Source organism: Modicisalibacter sp. MOD 31.J, assembly GCF_020147985.1.
Lineage (GTDB): Bacteria > Pseudomonadota > Gammaproteobacteria > Pseudomonadales > Halomonadaceae > Modicisalibacter > Modicisalibacter coralii.
Genome location: NZ_JAGXFF010000001.1, coordinates 1 through 20,397 on the forward strand (window position 1 = coordinate 1; position 20,397 = coordinate 20,397).

At 66.2% G+C, this 20,397-nt stretch carries 22 protein-coding genes; 6 read left to right on the top strand and 16 right to left on the bottom strand.

Annotated features, from left to right (window positions below; all coding sequences use genetic code 11):
- Window positions 1-360: 360 nt before the first annotated feature.
- Window positions 361-1,947 (bottom strand): SulP family inorganic anion transporter, encoded by a 1,587-nt coding sequence (locus tag KGR00_RS00005; protein ID WP_224418171.1) that lies wholly within the window; start codon window positions 1,945-1,947, stop codon window positions 361-363.
- 407 nt (window positions 1,948-2,354) lie between these two features.
- Here KGR00_RS00005 and KGR00_RS00010 point away from each other — a divergent pair, with 407 nt between their 5' ends.
- Window positions 2,355-2,558, top strand: a complete 204-nt coding sequence (locus KGR00_RS00010; RefSeq protein WP_325051850.1) for a hypothetical protein — start codon at window positions 2,355-2,357, stop codon at window positions 2,556-2,558.
- A 105-nt stretch (window positions 2,559-2,663) separates the two neighbouring features.
- On the opposite strand, the gene KGR00_RS00015 is transcribed toward KGR00_RS00010, so the two are convergent.
- The 3 genes from KGR00_RS00015 to KGR00_RS00025 form a co-directional block, all read right to left on the bottom strand.
- Window positions 2,664-3,458 (bottom strand): Tim44-like domain-containing protein, encoded by a 795-nt coding sequence (locus tag KGR00_RS00015; protein ID WP_224418170.1) that lies wholly within the window; start codon window positions 3,456-3,458, stop codon window positions 2,664-2,666.
- An 87-nt stretch (window positions 3,459-3,545) separates the two neighbouring features.
- A complete protein-coding gene (gene yaaA / locus KGR00_RS00020; RefSeq protein ID WP_129141744.1) occupies window positions 3,546-4,328 on the bottom strand; it encodes a peroxide stress protein YaaA in 783 nt (260 codons plus the stop codon).
- Between the two features lie 95 nt (window positions 4,329-4,423).
- Window positions 4,424-5,455 (bottom strand): NADP(H)-dependent aldo-keto reductase, encoded by a 1,032-nt coding sequence (locus tag KGR00_RS00025; RefSeq protein WP_224418169.1) that lies wholly within the window; start codon window positions 5,453-5,455, stop codon window positions 4,424-4,426.
- Between the two features lie 223 nt (window positions 5,456-5,678).
- On the opposite strand from KGR00_RS00025, the gene KGR00_RS00030 reads away from it, so the two are divergent.
- Window positions 5,679-6,188 (top strand): tetratricopeptide repeat protein, encoded by a 510-nt coding sequence (locus KGR00_RS00030; RefSeq protein ID WP_224418168.1) that lies wholly within the window; start codon window positions 5,679-5,681, stop codon window positions 6,186-6,188.
- Window positions 6,189-6,440: 252 nt separating this feature from the next.
- Window positions 6,441-6,950, top strand: a complete 510-nt coding sequence (locus tag KGR00_RS00035; RefSeq protein WP_129141741.1) for a hypothetical protein — start codon at window positions 6,441-6,443, stop codon at window positions 6,948-6,950.
- Between the two features lie 12 nt (window positions 6,951-6,962).
- Here KGR00_RS00035 and KGR00_RS00040 read toward each other — a convergent pair whose 3' ends face one another.
- Window positions 6,963-7,949: an NAD(P)H-quinone oxidoreductase gene (locus tag KGR00_RS00040; RefSeq protein WP_129141740.1), complete on the bottom strand. Its 987-nt coding sequence runs from the start codon at window positions 7,947-7,949 to the stop codon at window positions 6,963-6,965.
- 133 nt (window positions 7,950-8,082) lie between these two features.
- Between KGR00_RS00040 and KGR00_RS00045 the strand changes: the two genes are divergently transcribed.
- Window positions 8,083-9,867, top strand: coding sequence for a GNAT family N-acyltransferase (locus tag KGR00_RS00045; protein ID WP_224418167.1), 1,785 nt, complete (start codon window positions 8,083-8,085; stop codon window positions 9,865-9,867).
- Here KGR00_RS00045 and KGR00_RS00050 read toward each other — a convergent pair.
- The 7 genes from KGR00_RS00050 to KGR00_RS00080 all read right to left on the bottom strand — a co-directional run bounded on the left by KGR00_RS00050 (window position 9,842) and on the right by KGR00_RS00080 (window position 13,542).
- On the bottom strand, window positions 9,842-10,393 hold the full coding sequence (locus tag KGR00_RS00050) for a TIGR00730 family Rossman fold protein (protein WP_224418166.1): 552 nt from the start codon (window positions 10,391-10,393) through the stop codon (window positions 9,842-9,844). The two genes, KGR00_RS00045 and KGR00_RS00050, sit on opposite strands and share 26 nt — an antisense overlap.
- 30 nt (window positions 10,394-10,423) lie before the next feature.
- Window positions 10,424-10,945 carry a DUF501 domain-containing protein gene (locus KGR00_RS00055; protein ID WP_224418165.1) on the bottom strand — a complete coding sequence of 174 codons (522 nt, stop codon included), beginning with the start codon at window positions 10,943-10,945 and terminating at the stop codon, window positions 10,424-10,426.
- Entirely contained in the window at window positions 10,926-11,243 is a 318-nt protein-coding gene (locus KGR00_RS00060; protein WP_129141736.1) for a hypothetical protein, read from the bottom strand. Before KGR00_RS00060 ends, KGR00_RS00055 begins: the two co-directional genes overlap by 20 nt.
- Before the next feature lie 25 nt (window positions 11,244-11,268).
- The gene (ybaK, locus tag KGR00_RS00065; protein WP_224418164.1) at window positions 11,269-11,739 is read right to left on the bottom strand and encodes a Cys-tRNA(Pro) deacylase; all 471 of its coding nucleotides are present in this window, start codon (window positions 11,737-11,739) and stop codon (window positions 11,269-11,271) included.
- Window positions 11,736-12,149, bottom strand: a complete 414-nt coding sequence (locus KGR00_RS00070; RefSeq protein WP_224418163.1) for a thioesterase family protein — start codon at window positions 12,147-12,149, stop codon at window positions 11,736-11,738. The genes ybaK and KGR00_RS00070 overlap by 4 nt, the downstream gene beginning before the upstream one ends.
- Before the next feature lie 49 nt (window positions 12,150-12,198).
- A complete protein-coding gene (locus KGR00_RS00075) occupies window positions 12,199-13,014 on the bottom strand; it encodes a hypothetical protein (protein ID WP_224418162.1) in 816 nt (271 codons plus the stop codon).
- Between the two features lie 102 nt (window positions 13,015-13,116).
- Window positions 13,117-13,542: a hypothetical protein gene (locus KGR00_RS00080; RefSeq protein ID WP_129141732.1), complete on the bottom strand. Its 426-nt coding sequence runs from the start codon at window positions 13,540-13,542 to the stop codon at window positions 13,117-13,119.
- 53 nt (window positions 13,543-13,595) lie between these two features.
- On the opposite strand from KGR00_RS00080, the gene KGR00_RS00085 reads away from it, so the two are divergent.
- Window positions 13,596-14,747 (top strand): PatB family C-S lyase, encoded by a 1,152-nt coding sequence (locus tag KGR00_RS00085; protein ID WP_224418161.1) that lies wholly within the window; start codon window positions 13,596-13,598, stop codon window positions 14,745-14,747.
- A gap of 16 nt (window positions 14,748-14,763) precedes the next feature.
- Here KGR00_RS00085 and KGR00_RS00090 read toward each other — a convergent pair whose 3' ends face one another.
- Entirely contained in the window at window positions 14,764-15,693 is a 930-nt protein-coding gene (locus tag KGR00_RS00090; protein ID WP_224418160.1) for a co-chaperone YbbN, read from the bottom strand.
- A 108-nt stretch (window positions 15,694-15,801) separates the two neighbouring features.
- On the opposite strand from KGR00_RS00090, the gene KGR00_RS00095 reads away from it, so the two are divergent.
- Window positions 15,802-16,575: a DUF3750 domain-containing protein gene (locus tag KGR00_RS00095; RefSeq protein ID WP_224418159.1), complete on the top strand. Its 774-nt coding sequence runs from the start codon at window positions 15,802-15,804 to the stop codon at window positions 16,573-16,575.
- Window positions 16,576-16,642: 67 nt separating this feature from the next.
- Here the strand turns inward: KGR00_RS00095 and KGR00_RS22330 are convergent, their stop codons facing one another.
- From KGR00_RS22330 to KGR00_RS00110, 3 genes are all read right to left on the bottom strand, one after another.
- Window positions 16,643-16,831, bottom strand: a complete 189-nt coding sequence (locus tag KGR00_RS22330; protein WP_239031356.1) for a hypothetical protein — start codon at window positions 16,829-16,831, stop codon at window positions 16,643-16,645.
- Window positions 16,832-17,171: 340 nt separating this feature from the next.
- The gene (locus tag KGR00_RS00105; RefSeq protein WP_224418157.1) at window positions 17,172-17,483 is read right to left on the bottom strand and encodes a TonB-dependent receptor; all 312 of its coding nucleotides are present in this window, start codon (window positions 17,481-17,483) and stop codon (window positions 17,172-17,174) included.
- 283 nt (window positions 17,484-17,766) lie between these two features.
- Window positions 17,767-19,935: a TonB-dependent siderophore receptor gene (locus KGR00_RS00110; RefSeq protein ID WP_224418156.1), complete on the bottom strand. Its 2,169-nt coding sequence runs from the start codon at window positions 19,933-19,935 to the stop codon at window positions 17,767-17,769.
- Between the last annotated feature and the right edge of the window lie 462 nt (window positions 19,936-20,397).

Genomic DNA, 20,397 nt, shown 5'->3' on the forward strand with positions numbered 1-20,397 from the left:
GAGCCGGGTACCCCCTGCGAGAGTCCCGGAGCGCCGGCCGCCGGAGCGCCGGCCGAGACATCGTCAGGCATCTTTTCGGAAAACCCCAGCCAATCGGCTGGGGTTTTTGCGTTTCAGGGGGCCGAAAAACCGTCGCGCGGATGTCGCCCGGCCCTCTGTAACCCTGCCTTCCCCAGATGCCGCGCCACCGCTCGGGGCCCCATACCCCCGACGCCTTCTTCCCCTGTGGCCGGGGTTGTCGTGTCGGCTATAGGGCTCGGATCTCGTTGCGGCAGTTCCATGCGAAAGCCTCGCTCGCTCACCTCGGCGTCGGGCACCGGAAAGCCGGCCCGGGGGCCGGCCCGCTGGAAAGTGAAACGGTCAGGTGAAAGCGCTCTGCCCCAGGGGCAGGCGGTGGCTATCGTCGTCGACGGGAGAGCCCGGAAAGCTCGCACTGAATCCCCGCAGGTCTCTCAGTTCGACGGTGATACCGTGCAGCGGGGCATTGCGCGTGAAGGCGTCGATATCCTCGCGGATATCGGGGTCGACATGCAGGGCGTGGCGCGCGTCGATGACCAGGTGCGTGCCCGGCACGAGGCGCTCGAGCCGGCTGCGAACTTCCTCCCGGTTGAGAAAGGAGATGTCCGTGTGGAAGGTCATCCAGGCCCGATCGCCTTCCTGGCGGAACGACACGGCGCGACGGAAATTGGCGCGAATCATGAAGCATAGCCCGCAGAACATGCCGATCAGGACGCCCTTGAGCAGGTCGATGGCGACCACCGACACCAGGGTCGCGGCGAACGGAATCAGGCGATTCAGGCCTTGCCGGTACAGGGCCAGGATCAGGCGCGGATTGGCCAGCTTGTAGCCGGTGTGGATCAGGATCGCGGCCAGGCAGGCGAGCGGCATCAGCTCCAGCATGGGCGCCAGGAAGGCGACGGTGGCGAACAGCAGGAGCCCGTGAATCAGGCTCGAGGCACGGGTTCGCCCACCGGCGTTGACGTTGGCGGAGCTGCGCACGATCACCGCCGTGATCGGCAGGCCGCCCACCAGGCCACTGAGCAGATTGCCGAGTCCTTGCGCCTTGAGTTCGCGATGCGGCGACGTATGCCGCTTGAGAGGATCGAGCTTGTCGACCGCCTCGATGCTCAGCAGGGTCTCCAGACTGGCGATCAATGCCAGGGTGAGCGCGAACAGGTAGAGCTCGGGATTGGCCAGCGTGCTGATTGCGGGTGTCTGCAACTGATCGAGGAATTGCTGGAAGCCGGTGAGCCCCAGCGATTCGATGGGCAGGGCAATGTGCTGGGTGTCGTCGAGGGGCGTGAACCAGGCGCCGGGCATCGTCTGGTCGATCAGGATCGCCGCGACGACCACCACCAGCGGACCGGGCAGCATGCCCAGCGGCGAGCGCTTGATGCTCGGCCGATCCCAGAGCCAGAGCAGGGCCAGGGAGGTGACGGCGATGACGACGGCCAGGCCATTCGTCTGTTCGGACAGGTTGGCGAGGTCGTGCCAGCCCAGGGTCTCTCCGGCCGGCATGCCAAGCAGCATGGGTAACTGGTTGATGATCAGGATCACCCCGATGCCGGCCAGCATGCCCTTGATCACCGAACTCGGCACGAAAGCACCGATGCGGCCCAGGCGCAGATAGCCGAAGAGCATCTGCAGGAGGCCGCTGACCGCCGTCGCCATCAAGAGACCGGCGAAGCCGAGCGTCTCGATGGCGGAGAGGACCACCACCACCAGGCCGGCGGCGGGGCCGCTCACGCTCAGCGAGGACCCGCTCGCCAGCGAAATCACCAGGCCGCCGATGATGCCAGCCAGCAGGCCGGATAGTGGGGGAGCCCCCGAGGCCAGTGCTATGCCGAGGCACAGGGGAATGGCGACCAGAAAGACGGCGATACCGGCCGGGAGGTCGTGCTTGAGATCCTGCACGGGCCAGCCGTGGGAACGGGAAGGGTGGCTCATGTCGCGTCTCCTTGCGTCATGGGAAGGGATAGGGCTTGGGCGAGATGTCGTTCGGTGAACGGCATGCCAGGTACTCCTCGATGGATGGCTGGGATCGCGATGCGCGATGCCGGCGTATCGTGGTGAACGGATTCGACGCCCACGGTTCCACTGCGGGGAGACATGTCGTTGTTGGAAGGTGCCCGGCTAGCGGGTGTCCAGGGGACGATAACGCAGTCGTCGGCCGTGGTTAGATAGGCCAGGACCGATAGTGTTTGTGAGAGATTCGCTCACCGGGGCAATCGAGTGGGCCCGGGACTAGAGTCCAGGACGCGGTATGGTTATGGTAGGAGCGCTGGCGGCCGTTTTCGGACGCACCGCCAGGACATGTAGTGCCAAGAATGGTGATCAAGACTCAGGAGGAGCCCATGATGACATCGGATATGCTGCGCAAACTCGGTCTGGCCCTGATGATGGCCCTGATGCTGGGTGGCGTGGCCGCCTGCGACAATGACGGCCCTGCCGAGGAGGCGGGCGAGAACATCGATCAGGCGGCAGAAGACGTCGGCGACAGCGTCGAGGAGATGGGCGACGACGTCCAGGATGCCGCGGAGGACGCCCAGAACAACTGAACATGAGGGGAGGCGGAACAGCGATCCGCCGCGACCCGATGCCATGCAAAAAGCCAGCCGTCAGGCTGGCTTTTTCGTGAGCGGCCCGGTGACCGCATGAAGGCGTCAGGCGCTGGGATTCTGCTCGATCCCCTGCACGTGCCAGGGGGCGCCGTCGCGCAGCTCGCGCGTCAGGTGCCAGGTTTCGTTGAACTCGTTGCGCTCGCCGTTCTCGTCCACGACGCCGTGGAAGATCACCGAGGCTTCGGCCTGCTGCGCGTATTCGCGCACGTCGCCCAGCTCGACGAACAGACGCACGATCTCGGTGCGGTTGTTGGGCGGCTGATTGGCGCGTTCCTCGCGCAACAGGTTGTAGAATTCCGGGGTCACGTACTCCTGGATCTTGCTCAGGTCGTTGTTGTCCCAGGCGCGCTGCAGCGCCATGAAGTGCTGCTTGGCATCGTTGAGGAAACGCTCCTTGTCGAACCAGCTCGGCGAGTTGCCGCCACCAATGGCACCCGTCGCCGTGAAGGGTTGCGCCGTTTCCTGGGCGCTATCGTGGGATTGCCGGTGGGCCTGGGGGCCGCTCGCCGTCGCTGCCCGGAGCCGGGTGAACAGGCGAGTGGCCAGCCAGATCGCCCCGCCGATCAGCAGCATGTCCATCAGGCGCAGGCCGTCGAAGCCGCCGCCGAAGAACAGCGAGGCCAGCAGGCCGCCGGCGAGCAGCCCGGCGAACGGACCGGCGAAGCGCGACAGGCCAATGGAGGGTCTGGGGCTGGCCGTGGAGGACTTCTGGCTACTGATGGAGCGTGAATAGGAACCGAAACTCTTGCCGCCGCCCATACGGCGAGCTTCGGCGTGATCGACCGCCAGGCCGAAGCCGAGCAGGCCGACCAGCAACATGACGAACAGGTTACGCATGGACAATCTCCGGAGGATGAAACGCCCGCTCATTCTACCGGTTCTTGGCGAGCCTGACTCACCCTAGCGGAAAACCCCGGGCAGGTATCAGGCGCGGTCCGCTTCTTCGCGCACGAAAACCGGGGCATGCTCTTTCGACTGTTCGGGGGCGTAACGATAGCCGGCGACGTCGAACCCCGTGAGGGCTGCCGGGTCGTCGATGCGTTCGCGAATCAGCCAGGCCGCCATGAGTCCGCGGGCCTTCTTGGCATAGAAGCTGATGATCTTGTACTGCCCGTTCTTGGCGTCCTTGAAGACCGGCGAGATGACCCGGGCGGACAGTCGACGGGTGTCGATCGCCTTGACGTACTCGTTGGAGGCCAGGTTGACCAGCACCGGGGAGCCGCTTGCGGCCACGGCGGCATCGAGATCCCGGGTCAGCCGCTCGCGCCAGAAGGCGTAGAGATCCTTGCCGGCCGGATTGGCCAGCCGCGTGCCCATCTCCAGCCGGTAGGGCTGGATCAGGTCCAGCGGACGCAGCAATCCGTAGAGCCCCGAGAGAATGCGCAGGTGCGCCTGGGCGAAGGCGTTGTCGTCATCGTCGAAGGTCGGCGCATCGAGCCCCTGGTAGACGTCGCCCTGAAAGGCCTGGGCGGCCTGTTTGGCGTTGTCGAGCGTGAAGGGCGGTTGCCACTGCCCGTAGCGTGCCGCATTGAGGCCAGCCAGCTTGTCGCTGATGCCCATCAACTCGGCCAGCCGCTGGGGCGAATAATCGCGGAGGATGTCGATCAGCTCCCGGCTCTGGTCGAGATAATCCGGTTGGGAGTACTGCTCGGTGGTGGGAGGGGTCTCGAAATCCAGCGTCTTGGCCGGCGAAATCACGCTCAGCATGGCGAACTCCTGATCGGTTTGACGGGCGAATCCCGGAGTATACCAAGCGTGGTGACGGGGGCCGAGGCGGCCCCCGCTATCGCGCTCATAGCCATTCAGGGGCAGGGATTGGAGAGACGCCGGTGGACGGCGTCGATGGCCTCGAGTACGGCCGGTTCCAGGGTGAGCGACTCGCTCGCCAGGTTGCTCTCGAGCTGGTCCAGCGTCGTGGCACCGATGATGTTGCTGGTCAGGAAGGGGCGTGAATTGACGAAGGCCAGTGCCATCTGGGCCGGGTCGAGATCATGTTGCCGGGCGATGTCGACGTAGGCGCGGGTGGCCTGCTCGGCGACATCCGAGGTATAGCGCTGAAAGCGCTCGAACAGCGTCAGACGCCCCTGCGGCGGGCGCGCCCCGTCGAGATACTTGCCCGACAGCACGCCGAAGGCCAGCGGCGAATAGGCGAGCAGGCCGACGTTCTCGCGATTGGCGATCTCCGCCAGGCCCACCTCGAAGCTGCGATTGAGCAGGTTGTAGGGGTTCTGCACGCTGGCGACCCGCGGCAGTCCCAGCGTCTCGGCCAGATGCAGGCAGCGCATCACGCCCCAGGGCGTCTCGTTGGAGAGGCCGATGGCGCGGATCTTGCCGGCGTCGACCAGTTCCTTCAGGGCGGCGAGGGTTTCTTCCAGCGGCGTGGCGTCCTCGTCGGGGTCGGGCGCGTAATCGAGCTGACCGAAGGTGTTGGTGCTGCGGTCCGGCCAGTGCAGCTGGTAGAGGTCGATGTAGTCGGTCTGCAGGCGCTCGAGGCTGGTGTCGACGGCCGCATGGAGGTGTTCGCGGGTGAAGCGGGGGCCGCCGCGGATATGCTCGAGACGCGGGCCGGCGGCCTTGGTGGCGAGGATCACCTCGTCGCGCTTGCCGCGTGCCTTGAACCAGGTCCCGATGTAGGCCTCGGTCAGTCCCTGGGTCTCCGCCTTCGGCGGTACCGGATACATCTCGGCCGTGTCGATGAAGTCGATGCCGGCGTCGCGTGCCCGATCGAGCTGGCGATGCGCGTCGGACTCGCTGTTCTGCTCGCCGAACGTCATCGTCCCCAGGCACAGACGACTGACGTTGATCCCGGTATTGCCTAGCGGGCGCTTTTGCATGTTCGGGGCTCCCTGAACGGTCGAAAAATCGCATGTTAACCAGCCCGCTGCAGGGCAGCAAATCGGGGGTTGAGTCGGGCCAGAGTGGGGCGTATGCTTGCCACCCGTTGCTCCGGCGGAGGTCCGGACGGTTGGCAGTCAGGAGATGAGGCGTGGGCTGGCTCAAGGTGGAGCCAAGGTCGACGTCGTCACCCAAGGCAAACTCGATCAAGGTTTTATCGCCATGCCGCAGGCATCTTCCCTGTTCACCCGGCTCGAATTTCGGCTGGCCGAACAGCTGTTCCAGACTCGTTGGTTGCCTCGCTCTCCGCGTACCCAGCGGTTGACGATGCGCCTCTTTCAGCGCTGCGCCGAGGCCGGCCACACCAGCGCCCTGTCGCTGTACGGGCACATGCTCTATCAGCGTGGCGTGACGCCCCAGGACAAGGCCAAGGGCGCCCGCTACGTGCTGCAGGCGGCCCAGACCGGCGATGCCCGGGCTCAGTATCAGGCCGCCCGCATCTACGAGCACGGTTGTGCCCAGTACCCGCGTCGCGACGACCATGCGGTGACCTGGTATGCCCGCGCCGGCGAGGCGGGCCATCCCACGGCCGCCGAACGCCTGGCCGATGCCTACCGCCGCGGGGAACTGGGGCTGCCGGTCGATCCGCGACGCGCCGCCCAGTGGCAGGCGCTGGCGGAGCGCCATACCGGTGCCGATGGCCACCATGGCCAGCGGGCGCTGACCCACTGATCATGTCGCGTGCCGGGAGCGCCCTTCGCCGTGACGGCGTCGAGGCACCCGGCCCGGGACACCCTGCCTTGGTCGGGAATTCCCCGCCGACCGTTGTCGCCCTGCGCTATCGGCGCCAGAATGACCCCACCGGGTGGTGCTCGGGCCTCCTGCGCTAGCGGGAGGCACTGCTGCCCTTCGCCTGCTCGGGCGCCGCGCCTGACCGGCCGTGCCTAACCGGCCGTGCCTGACCGACGACAAAGGACCGCTGATGTGACGCTGCCCACTCTCCTCGATATCGAAGCGTCCGGCTTTGGCCGCGGCAGCTACCCCATCGAGATCGGCCTGGCCCGTGGCGACGGCAGCGTGTGCGCGTTTCTGATCCAGCCCCTGCCCGAGTGGACACACTGGGATCCCAAGGCGGAGCTGCTGCATGGCATCAGTCGCGCACGGCTCGCGCGGGAGGGCTACCCGGTGGGGGAAGTGGCGCGCTGGCTCAACGACGAGCTCGCCGAGATCGGCATCGCCTACAGCGACAGCTGGGGCTACGACAACACCTGGCTGTCGCTGCTCTTTCATCATGCCGGCATGCTGCCACGCTTTCGCCTCGAAGCGCTGCGCTCGCTGCTCTGCGAGGCGCAGCTCGGACTCTGGAAGCAGACCAAGGAAGCCCTGATCGGCGAGTGGGGCATTCAGCGCCACCGTGCCGGCGACGACGCGCGTCTGCTCCAGCTGACCTACCTCAAGACCCGCGAAGCGGCGGCACGCAGCCACCGCCCGTGAGCGCGGCGACGCTCATCCCTCGCCGCTGACCGACAGCAGTACCTTGCCCGTGCTGGCATTGCTCTCCAGATAGGCCATTGCCGCGTCGGCCTGCTGGATCGGCCAGTCGCGATCGATCAGCGGGCGCAGTTCGCCGCGGGCCAGCCGTGGCCAGACATGGGTATGCAGGCTGTCGAGAATCGAGCCCTTGGCACGTGGCGACTTGCTGCGCAGGGTCGAGCCGATCAGGCGCTGGCGTTTCATCAGCATGCGGCCCATGTCCAGATCGGCGTGACGCCCGCCCATCAGGCCGATCAGCACCAGCCGGCCGTCCTGATTGAGTACCTGCTGATTGTCGGCGAGATAGCTCGCCCCGACCGGATCGAGAATCACGTCGGCGCCGCCCCAGTCCCTGACCGCCTCGACGAAGCTGCCGTCGTGGCGGTTCCAGCCGGCCTGGGCACCGAGGCGACGGCACTGTTCGAGCTTTTCCGCGCTGCCCACGGTGACGAAGCAGGGGTGCCCGAAGACATGGCACAGCTGGATCGCCGTGGTCCCCACGCCGCTCGCCCCGGCATGCAGCAGGACCCGTTCGGGCCGCCCGTCGACACGCCGCAGCCCGCCCTCCATGAACAGGTTGAGCCAGGCGGTGGCGAACACCTCGGGCAGGGCCGCCGCCTCGCGCAGCCCGTAGCCGTCGGGCAGCGTCAGCACCTGGTCCTCGTGGACGACCACTTCCTCGGCATAGCCGCCGCCGGCGAGCAGCGCGCAGACCTTGTCGCCGGGACGCAGCCGCTCCACCTGAGGGCCGGTGTCGATCACCGTGCCGCTGACCTCGAGGCCGAGGATCGTCGACGCGCCGGGCGGCGGCGGGTACTGACCGGCACGCTGCATCAGGTCGGCCCGGTTCATGCCCGCCCAGGCGACGCGAATGCGCACGTCATGCGGGTCCTGGCGGCCGGGAGCGTCCTGCTCCTGCCAGTGCAACTGCTGGTCGTTATCGATGGCGATGGCGAACATCCGTCTCTCCTTGCTGGGTCCGGTCACTGAAGCCTGTCGCCACTTTACCCAAGCGCCGGCCGCCACGTCACTGTCATACGGCATCGGCAAGCTGTCGTCGGACAATAATCGACACAGGCCGGGGGAAGCGGGGATGATCGATATCGCCAGCGCCATGCAGCGCCATGTCACGGGGTTCGGGCGGCTGCCCGGCTGGTTGCGTCACGGTCTCGTCGCCCTGGTCCGGCGGCTGATCCACGAGACCGAGATCAATCGCTTCCTCGTCGAGCATCGCGACAGCCGGGGGCTCGCCTTCGTCGACCGCGTACTCGATCACTTCCGTTTCGGTTATACCCTGCCCTCGCGCGAGCGCGAGAACATCCCGGTCAGCGGGCGCGTGCTGATCGTCGCCAACCACCCGCTGGGCGCACTCGACGGCCTGGCCCTGCTGCGACTCGTCGCCGATGTGCGCCCCGACGTGAAGATCGTCGCCAACACCCTGCTGCTGCAGGTCGAGCCGCTCGCCGAATGCCTGCTGCCGGTCGACAACCTCTCGCGACGGGGATTTCGACGCAGCCTCGCCACCATCGGCGAAGCGCTGGATCGCGAGGAGGCGGTGATCGTCTTCCCCGCCGGCGAGGTGTCCCGGGCGAGCCTGCGCGGCGTTCGCGACGGTCGCTGGCAGGCGGGTGTGCTGCACCTGGCGCGCCGCACCAATGCGCCGCTGTTGCCGCTGCACGTCCAGGGGCGCAACTCATGGCGTTTCTATCTGCTTGCCGCGTTGCGCGACGACTTGGCCACCCTGCTGCTGCCCCACGAGATGTTCCGCCAGCGCGATCGCCTGCTCCGGGTACGCGCGGGGGCGCTGCTGCCGCTCGAGCAGTTCGATCGCGCCGATCTGGCGACGCCGGTCAAGCTCAAGCTGCTGCGCAAGCACGTCTATCGGCTGGGGCGCGGGCGCAAGGGCATCTTTCGCGGCGAGGCGGCGATCGCCCACCCCGAGGACCGTCAGGCCCTGCGCGCGGCGCTGCGCGGGGCCCGCTGCCTGGGCGAGACCCGCGACGGCAAGCGGATCCTGCTCTACGACGGCCCTCTCGACTCGGTGGTGCTGCGCGAGATCGGCCGGTTGCGCGAGATCGCGTTCCGCCGGGTCGGCGAGGGCAGCGGTCGACGCTGCGATCTCGATGACTTCGATGCCCGCTATCGCCACCTGCTGGTGTGGGACGATCAGGACCTGGAGATCGCCGGCGCCTATCGCCTCGGCGAGGTGGGGCCGTTGCTCGACAGTCACGGCATCGACGGGCTCTATGCCTCGACGCTCTTCCATCTGGGTGACGCGCCCTGGGACGCGTGGCGCCACGGCCTGGAGCTGGGGCGCAGTTTCGTCCAGCCGCGCTACTGGGGGCGGCGCAGCCTCGACTACCTATGGCTGGGGCTGGGCGCCTACCTGCGCCATCATCCGGAGGTGCGCTGGCTGTTCGGTCCGGTGACGATCTCCGGACGCCTGCCGCTGCGCGCCCGGGAGCTGCTGGTCGCCTACTATCGGCATTACTATGGCGACCTGTCCGAGTGCGTGCGTGCCAGAGCGCCCTTCGCCCTGTCGACGGCCGGCCGTCAGGAGGCCGAACGGCTCTTTCAGGGCGACGATCGCGACGGCGATTTCCGCCGCCTGCGCGAGCAGCTCGAGGCGCTCGGGGCCAGCGTGCCGGTACTCTACAAGCAGTATGGCGAGGTGGCCGAGTCCGGCGCGGTGCGCTTCATGGACTTCGGGGTCGATGCCGATTTCGGCTACTGCCTCGACGGCCTGGTGGTGGTCGACGTGACCCGGCTCAAGCCCGACAAGCGGCGTCGCTATATCGGCGAGGCCCCGCTGGAGGCGGAGACCGCCGCGCGACCCGGGGGCGAGGTCGCGCCTAGTCGGCGTCAGCCGGTGCCATGAGCCGGTCGAGCAGGACGTTCGGCTCGGCCGCGGCAACCAGTTGACCGCGGGTGGTGGCATCGAGGAGGCCGGCCTCCACGGTGCTGTCGAGAAACCGCAGCAAGGGCTGGTAGAAGCCGCCCACGTCGAGCACGCCGAGCGGCTTGTCGTGCAGCCCCAGGTACTGCCAGGTCCAGGTCTCGAAGAGTTCTTCCAGGGTGCCGATACCGCCGGGCAGGGCGATGAAGGCATCGGCGTGCTCCGCCATGGTCGCCTTGCGTTCGTGCATGTCGTCGACGCGGATCAGGCGGGTCAGCGACTCGTGGGCCAGCTCGCGATCGACCAGGTGGTGCGGGATGACCCCGATCACCTGGCCGCCGGCGGCCAGGGTGGCATCTGCCAGGGCGCCCATCAGGCCCACTTGGGCACCGCCGTAGACCAGGGTATCGCCGCGCTCGGCGATGCACCGGCCGAGCGTCACGGCGGCCTCGCGGAAGCGGGCATCATGGCCCTCGCGGGCTCCCAGGTAGACACAGATACACGACATGCGAACTCCTCGTGGATGGATGAAGACCGATCAGGGCAGACAGTCGATCACGCCGTATTCGCGGTCGAGCCACTGGCCGATGACGTTGTCGCCGGAGAGATGGTGCGCGTACTGGGTATGCAGGCAGCGTACCTGGTCCCAGTTGCTGATGCCGCCGATGCCGCGCTCGCGGAACAACGCCTCGTAGCCGCGCTCGGCGGCCAACCGGCGGTGTTCGGGGCGCATGCTTGCCCAGCGTCGCGCGACGTAGTCCGCGTGGCTGGCGTGGTAGGCGGCCAGAAACTCGGGGTCTTCCTGCAGGCGTGCCTCGAGCTGCTTGATGACGCCGGCGGCCTCGATCCGCGAGATCTCGATCTTGAGCCGCTCGGAACACAGCCAGTAGAGCGTGGGGAAGGGCTTGTCGTCGACGATCGACTCCATGCGCAGCACCAGCGGCGTGCCCTCGCCGTCGGTGGCGGTGACGGCCTGGATGCCGCGCGGCGTGCGGCCGAGTTGCTCGGCGATTCGTGTCAGCTGGCGCGCATCGGGGTAGTCATCGGTTCGGATCAGCATCACTGGGGCCCCGCAGGAATTTGGTCGAGCGTGCCACCGCGCGGAAGAAGGCCTGATTGAGCTGGACCGGGGTGGGCGCGTAACGCCACTCGCGCTCGCAGTAGTCGTTGGCGCGGGCAAGCAGCGCGGCGTAGAGGCGATTGAACGGCGCATCATAATCGTAAGGGTCGTCGCCGAACAAGCGGATGTGCGGGTAGTCGGCGAAGCGTTCGACGAAGTAGTGCTCTAGGTCGGCCTCGACGCGCCGATGGCGTTCGACGTCGTCGGGAAACAGCCAGAGGTCGTAGCGGATCGCCATGCGGGGCTCTCCTGGAGGCGATGACTCAGTCGCGGGCGATCGCCGCCGACTCGGCACCGCTCAGCCGTTTCAGATCGTCCGGGGCCAGCGCGATCTCGAGGCCGCGCCGTCCGCCGCTGACGTGAATGCGCGGCAAGGCCTCGGCACTGGTGTCGATGAAGGTGGCCAGGCGCTGTTTCTGGCCCAGCGGACTGATCCCGCCGACCACGTAGCCGGTGGCGCGCTGGGCGTCGTCGGCCTCGGCCATGGCGGCCTTCTTGCCGCCGGCGGCGCGGGCCAGTGCCTTGAGGTCGAGACTGCCCGACACCGGCACGATGGCCACCGCCAGGCGCCTGCCGTCGATGCGCGCGAGCAGGGTCTTGAAGACCTCGCCGGGATCGAGCCCCAGCGCCTCGGCGGCTTCCCGTCCGTAGGCCGGCGCCGTCGGATCGTGCGGGTACTCGTGGATCTCGAAGGGCACGCCCGAGCGTTCCAGAACGCGGATCGCCGGCGTCATGACTCGCACTCGGCCGCGGTGGCGTCCCGGTGCGCCGCGAGTGCCTCGCGGATCGACTCGGGGATCGGCCGCGCCTGCTTGGCGGCGTGGTCGAAATGGATCATCACCGTCCTGCCCTCGGCCCCCAGCTCGCCGTGCTGATAGAGCGCCTGATCGACGGTGAACGAGCTGTTGCCGATGCGCGAGATCCAGGTACGGATCTCGATCGGCGCGTTGAAGGCCAGCTCGGCGCGGTACTCGATCTCCATGCGGGCGAGGATCAACACCCACTTCTGCGGATCCAGGTCGGGCGTGAACAGCCGGCAGACGTCGTTGCGGCCGAGTTCGAACCACACCGGAATGCGCGTGTTGTTGATGTGGCCCAGGGCGTCGGTGTCGCTGAACGTGGGGTCGATCGTGCGCGTGAACATGGGGCACCTCCTTGTGGGCGTTTCAGGATCCAATGGCGGGGTGACGCGGTCAAGCGCGGCCGTGGCGTCGATACCGGCGATGTGAGGCCTGCAAGCGCGTCCACGCCAGCAGCCACAGCGTGGCCACCGCGAAGCCCGCCAGGGTACCCAGGGCCAGGCCCCAGCGGTCGTAGGTCAGCGAGACGCACAGCGCGTAGGCCAGCAACGAGCCGAGCCCGGCGGGGTAGTGCTTGATCACCGTGGCGGTGGGCGCCGCGCCGTGGGTCAGGTGGAGGATCACCAGGAAGGGAAACATGGTCACCGGAAACGCCGAGAGCAGCCCGGCCCAGGCGGCGGGGAGCACGTGGGCGAGCCCGGTGATCAGGAAGATGATCGCCGCGGCGAGGCCGGCGCGAAAGCCCAGGGCCGGCCACGAGAAGGCGCCGCGGGTGGTGGCGGGGCGCTCGGGGATGTTGCGGTAGAGGCCGATGAACAGGCCGATCGCCGCCAGGGTGATGAGGGTCCCGCTCACGCGGGTGACAGCGAGCGAGGCCAGCACCGTGCTGGCCGCCAGCCAGCAGAGCAGACCGCCGGCGGTACCGGTGAGCACGCCCGGCAGGCCGTCGCGTCGCCCGCAGAGCAGGTAGCCGCCACCCAGGGCCAGGGTGGCGGTGAAGCCGGCCAGGGTGTGTACCGCACTGTCGGCGGCAAAGCCAGGACCGATCTCCAGGCCGATGAAGAACAGCGCGATCGCCGTACCCAGCGGGTAGCCGGAGAGCAGCCCGGCGACACGCGTGCTCACGCGCTCGGCGATCAACGACAGACCCAGCACGACGCCGATCGAGACCAGCAGCTTGCAGACTTGCAGGAACAGCGGGACTTCCATTCACACCTCTAGCGACAAACGACCGGCAAAAGACGCCTTTCCCGAGAGCGGGCGACGGGGGCTCAAACCCTAGAGAAGCGCTAGCCGCGCGACAATGCGGCTTTAGACGAGACGCTGCGACTCGCGGTCCGCCCAGGCCTGCGCCAGCGGCGCCTGCAATGGCTCGCGCAGGTGCGCGGGCAGTGCCTCCCAGGCCTCGCCGTAGCTGTCGAAGGCGCGGTTGCGCAGCCAGCAGTAGGCCCAGGCACAGCCTTCCAGCTCGTCGCGCGGCGTCGGGCGCGAGGGCATCTGGACGAGCAGGAACAGCGCGGTGCGGGCCGCCCACAGCGGGGGCTGGGCGTCGCCACTCCAGGCGGTCAGGGTCGCGCCGTCGGGGGTGTCCTCGGGTTCGCCGAGCTTGGCCAGGCGTGCGGTGTCGGCGAGGATCATCGCCAGCCGATCGGGGGCGGCCTGGCCGATCATCAGCCAGTGTCCGACCAGCCGCGAGGCGCCGCGCATGGCCTTGGCATAGAAGGGGGCTTCAGGCATGTTCGTTTCTTGACTCCGTTTTCGCGTAATCCGCCACTCTTCCGGGAGGCTCGATGCCCTTCGATTTTGCCACGTCCCTCGACCGCCGCCAGTACCCGTCGCAGAAATGGCAGCGTTATGCCGACGATATCGCGCCGCTGTGGGTGGCCGACATGGACTTTCTCTCGCCCCCGGCGGTGATCGAGGCGCTGAAGGCGCGTGTCGAGCACGGTGTGTTCGGTTACGGGCGCACGCCGGACAGCCTGCGCCAGGCGCTGTGTCGCTGGAGCGAGCGCCACTACGACTGGCGGATCGAGGCCGACTGGCAGGTCTGGCTGCCCGGCGTGGTGCCGGCCCTGCACCTCGCCTGCCAGGCGTTGACCGAGCCCGGCGACGGCGTGCTCACGGTCACCCCGATCTATCCGCCGTTTCTCAAGGTGGCCGAGCGCCACGGCCGGCTCGCCCAGACCTGTGAGCTGCGCGAGCCGGCTGCGCCGGGCGAGCCCTGGCGGCTCGATCGCGACGCCTTGGAGCGGGCGATCACCCCGGCCACCCGGCTGTTGCTGTGGTGCCATCCGCACAATCCCACCGGGCGCGTGTGGCGCTACGAGGAACTGGCGATGCTCGCCGAGCTGGCCGAGCGCCACGATCTGCTGATCGTCTCCGACGAGCTGCACTGCGACCTGATCCTCGACGATGTCGCGCATCGGCCGCTGGCGGCGCTGTTCCCGGCTCTCGCCCGGCGCGTGGTGACGCTGTGGGCGCCGTCGAAGACCTTCAATCTCGCCGGGCTGGGCTGCGCTTGCGCGGTGATCGAGGATGCCGAGCTGCGCCGGCGCTGGCAGGCGGCGATGCGCGGCATGCTGCCCGAGGTCAACGTGCTGGGCCTGCTCGCTGCCGAGGTCGCCTACGCCGAGGGCGAGCCCTGGCGTCAAGAGTTGCTCGAGGTGTTGCGCGACAACCGTCGGCGGGTGGTCGAGGCCGCTGCCGACTGGCCGGGCGTGCGTGTCGCGCCCCCCGAGGCGACCTATCTGGCCTGGCTGGACCTGCGCGGGGCCGGGCTCGGCGACTCGCCGCAGCAGCGCCTGCTCGACGAGGCCCGGGTGGCGCTCTCCGACGGGGCGGATTTCGGCTGGCCGGGCTTCGTGCGGCTGAACTTCGGCACGCCGACGGCTCAGCTCGAGCAGGGCCTGGCACGCATGGCCACCCTGCTCGATGGACGCTGAGCGACGCCGGGGAGGATCAGTAGAGCAGGGCGAACAGCTTGCGGCGATAGGCGACGGTCAGCGGATGCTCGGCGCCCAGGGCGTCGAAGACCCGCAGCAGCGTCTTGCGGGCGAGGTCGTCGCCATAGGCCCGGTCGCGCTTGAGCAGGGCCAGCAGGCCTTCCAGGCCGTTCTCGTAGTCGCCGTCGGCGACCTGACGCAGGGCGCGCTTGAACTGCGCCTCGCTGTCGTCGCGGCCCTCGAGTGCGGCGAGCTCCTCACGGCTCGGCGCTTCCTCGCCGAACTCGATGCGCGCCCTCACGCCGCGGGCCTTGGCGCCGTCGCGATGCTCCGGGGGCAGGGCATCGAGGATCTCGCGCGCCGCCTCGGCCTCGCCCTCGCCGACCAGGGCGCTGGCCAGACCGATACGATAGTCCGGGTAGTCGGGATAGTCCTGGATCAGCTGCTGATAGATCGCCTTGGCCGTGGCCGGGTCGCCGGCGGCCAGCGCGGCCTCGGCCTGTTCCTCGGGGCTGGCCGGGGCGTCCTGGGGCGCCTGCAGGTAGTTGCCGAGCCACTCGCGGATCTGCGACTCGGGCAGCGCGCCCTGGAACTGATCGTAGAGCTGGCCCTGCATGATCAGCTTGACGTCGGGGACCGAGCGGATACCCAACTGGGCGGCGATCTGCTGGTTGTCCTCGATGTTGAGCTTGGCCAGCACGAAGGCGCCGGCGTATTCGTGGGCGAGCTTCTCGAGCACCGGGGTCAGGCTCTTGCAGGGCTCGCACCACGGCGCCCAGCAGTCCAGTACCACGGGGATCTCGAGGGAGCCCTCGAGGACCACCTGCTGAAAGTTGGACATGTCGACGTCGACGATGTATCGCGAGGGGTCGACCTGCGACGAACGGTTCGTCCCGTTGTCGGGGGAGTTCAGCGGCTCTCCGGTACGAGGATCGACGATCGGCATAGGGATTGGCCTTGATTGACGGAATTTGCCATTCAATGTGGGTGATCGCGCCGCTATTCAAGGGGGCGGCGCCGTGAATCACTGTTCGAGCGGCCGGGAGAGGCAACGATGCGACGACGTGCATGGGCGGGGTGGGGGCTCGGCGTCTTGCTGGCGCTGATGCTGGGTGGTCCCCTGGCCATGCTGGCCAGCCCCGGCATCGATCTGACCGGCAACTGGGCCACCAGCGATCGCAGCCCGACGGGGCTGGCGCCGCCCGCGTCGACGACCCGCGAGGCGGTGGTACAGGTCTACGCCGCGCGCGCTTTCGAATGGCGTGGCGCTTTCGCGGTGCATACCTGGATCGCCGCCAAGTCGGCCGACGCTCGGCGCTATCGCGTCTATCAGGTGACCAGCTGGCGTCGGCCGCCGGTGTCGGTTGGCGCGGGCACGCCCGATCGTGCCTGGTTCGGCAGCCGCCCCTGGCTGCTGGCGGATTACCGCGGCGCGGCGGCGGCCGCGATGATTCCCGCCATCGAGATGGCGGTGCGTGACTATCCGGCGCCGGCGCGTTACCGCGCCTGGCCGGGACCCAACAGCAATACCTTCGTCGCCTGGGTGGTGCGTCGGGTCCCGGGGCTCGACGTGGCGTTGCCGGTGACGGCGATCGGCCGGGACTTTGTGTTCGATGGCCCCTTCGTGCGGGCGCCCAGCGCTACCGGCTGGCAGTTTTCCGCATTCGGGCTGCTGGCCGTGACCGTGGCCGCCGACGAAGGGCTCGAGGTGACGCTGCTGGGCTTGACGCTGGGCGTCGATGTGCGGCGACCGGCACTCAAGTGGCCGGGCCTCGGGCGCCTGGGCATGGCGGCACGGGTGGCGGGAAATGCCGAGCATGGGCCATGAGCCGGGCGCCATACGGGCGTACCGGCTCCTGATGTGGGGGGAGGGTGTCGGCCTTTCACGGCTTTCATCACAAACGATAATGTTTGTCATTGGCACCCTGCTGTTCGGACGCATGCAAGGAACCGAGGGTGTCGAGCGGGCGCTGGGTATGTTCATCAACACCCTGCCCATTCGCGTCACGCTGGGGGGAAATGGTGTGGCCGACTGCCTGCGTCAGACGCATGGCATGCTGACCGACCTGTTGCATCATGAGCATGCAAGTCTCGCCCTGGCGCAACGCTGCAGTGCTCTACCTAAGCTTCAGCAACGCTTGCAAGAGAGTGCCGTCAGTGACTCTCGAGTCACTGAGTGGGTGTCGGTGTTAAAGACGTAGCCGCTGGTGCCCGGTAATCATGGCGGCGCGCCAGGCGTACCTGGCGCGTCTGATTGTTAGAGGCTAGAACGCCACTGGCAGCCATGATCATGAGCACGTATCACGACGCTGGCGCGCGGGCACCGAGCAAGCCCGTGGGGGAGGTATTGCGGTGGGCCTGGACAGGCCCACCTTGTCGAAACGGGGTATGCCCTGATCTGTCGTGTCCCTGCTGAACGGTGAATTACCACTTGTAGCTTAATGTGGCCGTCATATTGCGCGCCTCGCCGAAATGACAGATCGTCGCGCTGGAGCACGAAGAGACATAGTCCTTGTCGAGCAGGTTGACGGCATTGACTCTCAAATCCATGCCTTGGAAATCGCGGGACAGCGTGCCGAAGTCATATTCCAGCATGGCATCGACCAGTGTATAATTCTCCACGTCGAACGTATGGGTATCGTTTCCCCAAGTGGCATCATTGCAGCGAATGCCGGCACCGAAACCTAGTCCATTCAAGGTGCCTGGCGAGAACTCGTATTTTCTCAAGGAAGGCATTGTCTCTTTCCCTTGATGTCACCACATTGTTCAGCATGGTTGGCGACAGAATTTCTCTAGGGGTTTGCGTAAACGAGTTTGATTTTTTGGAACATCAAAGCCGCCGAGTTGGGTTTTGGAATCATGTAAGAGGTCGAGGTGCTGCAAGGATTTTTTCTTGAGGTTCTGGGAGTAAAGGTGTTGTTTTTTGCATTAAAGCGCCGGGCGGTTAGCCCGGGCTCTTGCTATTTCATGCCTGTGTGATGGTTTTTCTGGTGTCTTAAACGTTGCCGTTAATGGCATTTTACCAATGGTAACCTAAAGTGGCTGTGATATTTCTTGGCTCACCATAGAAACACCCATAGGTACATGATTCGATATAGTTCTCATCCGTGAGGTTGGTGGCGTTCAGTGCATAGGTCCAGTGGCCTGTCTCGTAGCTGACCATGGCGTCGTACAAGGTGAAAGAGGGAACCTCGCCATCGATCCAGGTACCGAGGGTCGAGCCGACATAGCGCGCGCCAGCTCCGACTTTCAGGCCAGGCAAACCAAAGCTGGCCAAGCGATAGTCACTCCATAGCGATAACTGGTTGTAGGGCGTATTGGCCGTTCGCTTGCCTTCCAGGTCCGGCGTCGCGGGGCTGCTTTCGGTCGTTCGCGCATCCGTATAGGCATAGGCCGCGACCAGATTGGCGTTGGGCCCGATTGCCGTCTTGGCTTCCAGCTCGATACCGCGAGAACGCACCTCGCCCAGTTGGGCTTGAAAGCTGGTGTCGACGGGGTCGGTGACGAGCACGTTTTCCTGAGTCAGTTCATAGGCGGTGGCGGTGATGAGAGTGTCCCAACCCTCGGGTTGGTAACGGACCCCGAGTTCATATTGTTTGCCACGCGTCGGCTCGAACCGGTCTCCGTTGCGACCCGTACCGCTGGTGGGCTCGAAAGACTCGCTGTAACTGATGAAAGGCGCCAGACCATTATCGGCAAGATAAACGCCTCCAATGCGTCCCGTGAACGCATCGTCCGTTGCGTGAATCCAGTCGGTGGGACCAAAATAGGGAGAGGTTTCATCCTCTGTCCAGTCCTGGCGTCCTCCCAACAAAAACACCCACTTGTCGGCGATCTTCATCTGGTTTTGTAAATAGATACCCACTTGCTCATGGCGTTGCTTGGTAGAGTAGGCGAAAGGTATGGCATCGCCCAGTTCACCGTTGTCATAGACGGGGTCGTAGAGATCCAGCGGCGGGGCCGTGCGGTTGTAACGCTCGGTCTCTTGACGTTGACGGGTGTAGTCGAAGCCGACAAGAGTAGTGTTGGAAGTATTGCCAGCCTCCCAGTCGTACTGCAGGGAGGTATCCGCAGTCAGTGCTCGTGAGGCATCGCGGCGATCCTGGGCGGTTCTGGAATAGACACGTCCATCGCTGCTCGAACCGAGAAAGATATTGTCGTAAACCCGATCAGCGTGGAAGCTACGCAGGCTATGGCGGAAGTGAAGGTTGTCGGAGAAGTCGTGCTCGAACAGGTAGCCAAAGGAGTAGCGTTCGTTGTCGAAGTCGTCGAAATCGGGCTCGCCGATGAACCGATCTCGTGAAATCTTCCCATTGGGATTCGAGAGGATTGTACCGCTGGCCGGCAGACCGTAGACATAGGCGGTCTGGTCGCGCTGGTACTCACTGAGCAGGGTGAGCGACGTCTGGTCGGTCGGTTGCCATTTCAAGGCAGGGGCGATGTAGGTGCGGTCGTCGGGCACATGATCGACGAAGGTATCGCTGTCGCGATGCAGCATGGTGAGGCGATAGGACCAGACGCCATCCTCGTCGAGGGCATCGGAGAAGTCCGCGGATATCTGGCGCCGGTCGAAGCTGCCGGCCTGGAGATTGATCTCGCGCAGGGGCTCGCTGGTGGGGCGCTTGCTGACGGCATTGACCACGCCACCGGGGGAAGCCACGCCATAGAGGATAGAGGAGGGCCCCTTGAGTACCTCCAGTCGCTCCAGACCATAGAGTTCCTGCTGGCCGTCGTAGACGTTGGCTTGATACTTGGTTCCATCTCGGTATGTGGTTCCGACCCTAAAACCCCGTATACGCATTACGTCGGTGGTGCGGTCGGCGCCTTCTTGTCTGGAGACTCCAGCGGTATAGCCCAGCGCTTCGGTGAAGTTTCGCGCGCCATAGTCGCGGAACTCCTCACTACTCACCACCGAGAGGGACTGTGGCGTCTCGATGATCGGTGTGTCGGTCTTGGTCGCCGTGGCGCTACGCGTGGCGGCGATGCCCTGCACGGGGCCGTAGGCCTCTTCGTAGAGGCGGCTTTCCGTCACCCGTAGCGTCGGCAATGTGACAGCGGGCTCGTCATTCTCTGAGTCCTGTGTCGAGTGCCCCTGGGCGAGCGCATTGGGAGCAGCCAATAGGGCCGTGGCACAGATGTTGGCAATGGCAATGGTGAGGCGGTGTCTGCGTAGTAGAGGATGTGACATCGTTGACTTCCCTAGGAACATCCCTTGGATGTTGATTTTTTGGCTTGTAAAAGATAATTGTTATTATTCGTATTTAAATATGCCTTGCTTTCCCACTCAATGCAATCCCGAGCGTTGCCGTCGTGGCCGAGGGAGAAGACGCGGCATAGCGCTGCCAGCCGACGATTCTCAGGCGTGGCAACTGCTGAACAGGTGCTGCCGCAGAGCCTGGGCGATATCCCTGCGTGCCTGTTGGGCGGCCTCGGGTACGATGCCGCCCAAGCGCGCGAAATAGTGATAGTCATTCCGCTCGGCGGGAGTGCCTAATGTCAGGATGCCTTCCGGTACTTCGCTCTGGCCTGTGCCAGCGGAAGTTCATGTACAGTAGGTTTGCCTTACATCTGGATGATGATCGGAAAATCGGCGCCATTGGGGTCGAGTGGCATGGCGCTTTCTTGGGGGTGTGTGCAACGTGAAACGAGT

Excerpts from the sequence above, each read along its gene's own strand:
- KGR00_RS00005 (WP_224418171.1), bottom strand. The coding sequence starts at position 1,947 with ATGAGCCACCCTTCCCGTTCCCACGGCTGGCCCGTGCAGGATCTCAAG.
- KGR00_RS00010 (WP_325051850.1), top strand. The coding sequence starts at position 2,355 with ATGATGACATCGGATATGCTGCGCAAACTCGGTCTGGCCCTGATGATG.
- KGR00_RS00015 (WP_224418170.1), bottom strand. The coding sequence starts at position 3,458 with ATGCGTAACCTGTTCGTCATGTTGCTGGTCGGCCTGCTCGGCTTCGGC.
- yaaA (WP_129141744.1), bottom strand. The coding sequence starts at position 4,328 with ATGCTGAGCGTGATTTCGCCGGCCAAGACGCTGGATTTCGAGACCCCT.
- KGR00_RS00025 (WP_224418169.1), bottom strand. The coding sequence starts at position 5,455 with ATGCAAAAGCGCCCGCTAGGCAATACCGGGATCAACGTCAGTCGTCTG.
- KGR00_RS00030 (WP_224418168.1), top strand. The coding sequence starts at position 5,679 with ATGCCGCAGGCATCTTCCCTGTTCACCCGGCTCGAATTTCGGCTGGCC.
- KGR00_RS00040 (WP_129141740.1), bottom strand. The coding sequence starts at position 7,949 with ATGTTCGCCATCGCCATCGATAACGACCAGCAGTTGCACTGGCAGGAG.
- KGR00_RS00045 (WP_224418167.1), top strand. The coding sequence starts at position 8,083 with ATGATCGATATCGCCAGCGCCATGCAGCGCCATGTCACGGGGTTCGGG.
- KGR00_RS00050 (WP_224418166.1), bottom strand. The coding sequence starts at position 10,393 with ATGTCGTGTATCTGTGTCTACCTGGGAGCCCGCGAGGGCCATGATGCC.
- KGR00_RS00055 (WP_224418165.1), bottom strand. The coding sequence starts at position 10,945 with ATGCTGATCCGAACCGATGACTACCCCGATGCGCGCCAGCTGACACGA.
- KGR00_RS00060 (WP_129141736.1), bottom strand. The coding sequence starts at position 11,243 with ATGGCGATCCGCTACGACCTCTGGCTGTTTCCCGACGACGTCGAACGC.
- ybaK (WP_224418164.1), bottom strand. The coding sequence starts at position 11,739 with ATGACGCCGGCGATCCGCGTTCTGGAACGCTCGGGCGTGCCCTTCGAG.
- KGR00_RS00070 (WP_224418163.1), bottom strand. The coding sequence starts at position 12,149 with ATGTTCACGCGCACGATCGACCCCACGTTCAGCGACACCGACGCCCTG.
- KGR00_RS00075 (WP_224418162.1), bottom strand. The coding sequence starts at position 13,014 with ATGGAAGTCCCGCTGTTCCTGCAAGTCTGCAAGCTGCTGGTCTCGATC.
- KGR00_RS00080 (WP_129141732.1), bottom strand. The coding sequence starts at position 13,542 with ATGCCTGAAGCCCCCTTCTATGCCAAGGCCATGCGCGGCGCCTCGCGG.
- KGR00_RS00085 (WP_224418161.1), top strand. The coding sequence starts at position 13,596 with ATGCCCTTCGATTTTGCCACGTCCCTCGACCGCCGCCAGTACCCGTCG.
- KGR00_RS00090 (WP_224418160.1), bottom strand. The coding sequence starts at position 15,693 with ATGCCGATCGTCGATCCTCGTACCGGAGAGCCGCTGAACTCCCCCGAC.
- KGR00_RS00095 (WP_224418159.1), top strand. The coding sequence starts at position 15,802 with ATGCGACGACGTGCATGGGCGGGGTGGGGGCTCGGCGTCTTGCTGGCG.
- KGR00_RS22330 (WP_239031356.1), bottom strand. The coding sequence starts at position 16,831 with ATGCTCATGATGCAACAGGTCGGTCAGCATGCCATGCGTCTGACGCAG.
- KGR00_RS00105 (WP_224418157.1), bottom strand. The coding sequence starts at position 17,483 with ATGCCTTCCTTGAGAAAATACGAGTTCTCGCCAGGCACCTTGAATGGA.
- KGR00_RS00110 (WP_224418156.1), bottom strand. The coding sequence starts at position 19,935 with ATGTCACATCCTCTACTACGCAGACACCGCCTCACCATTGCCATTGCC.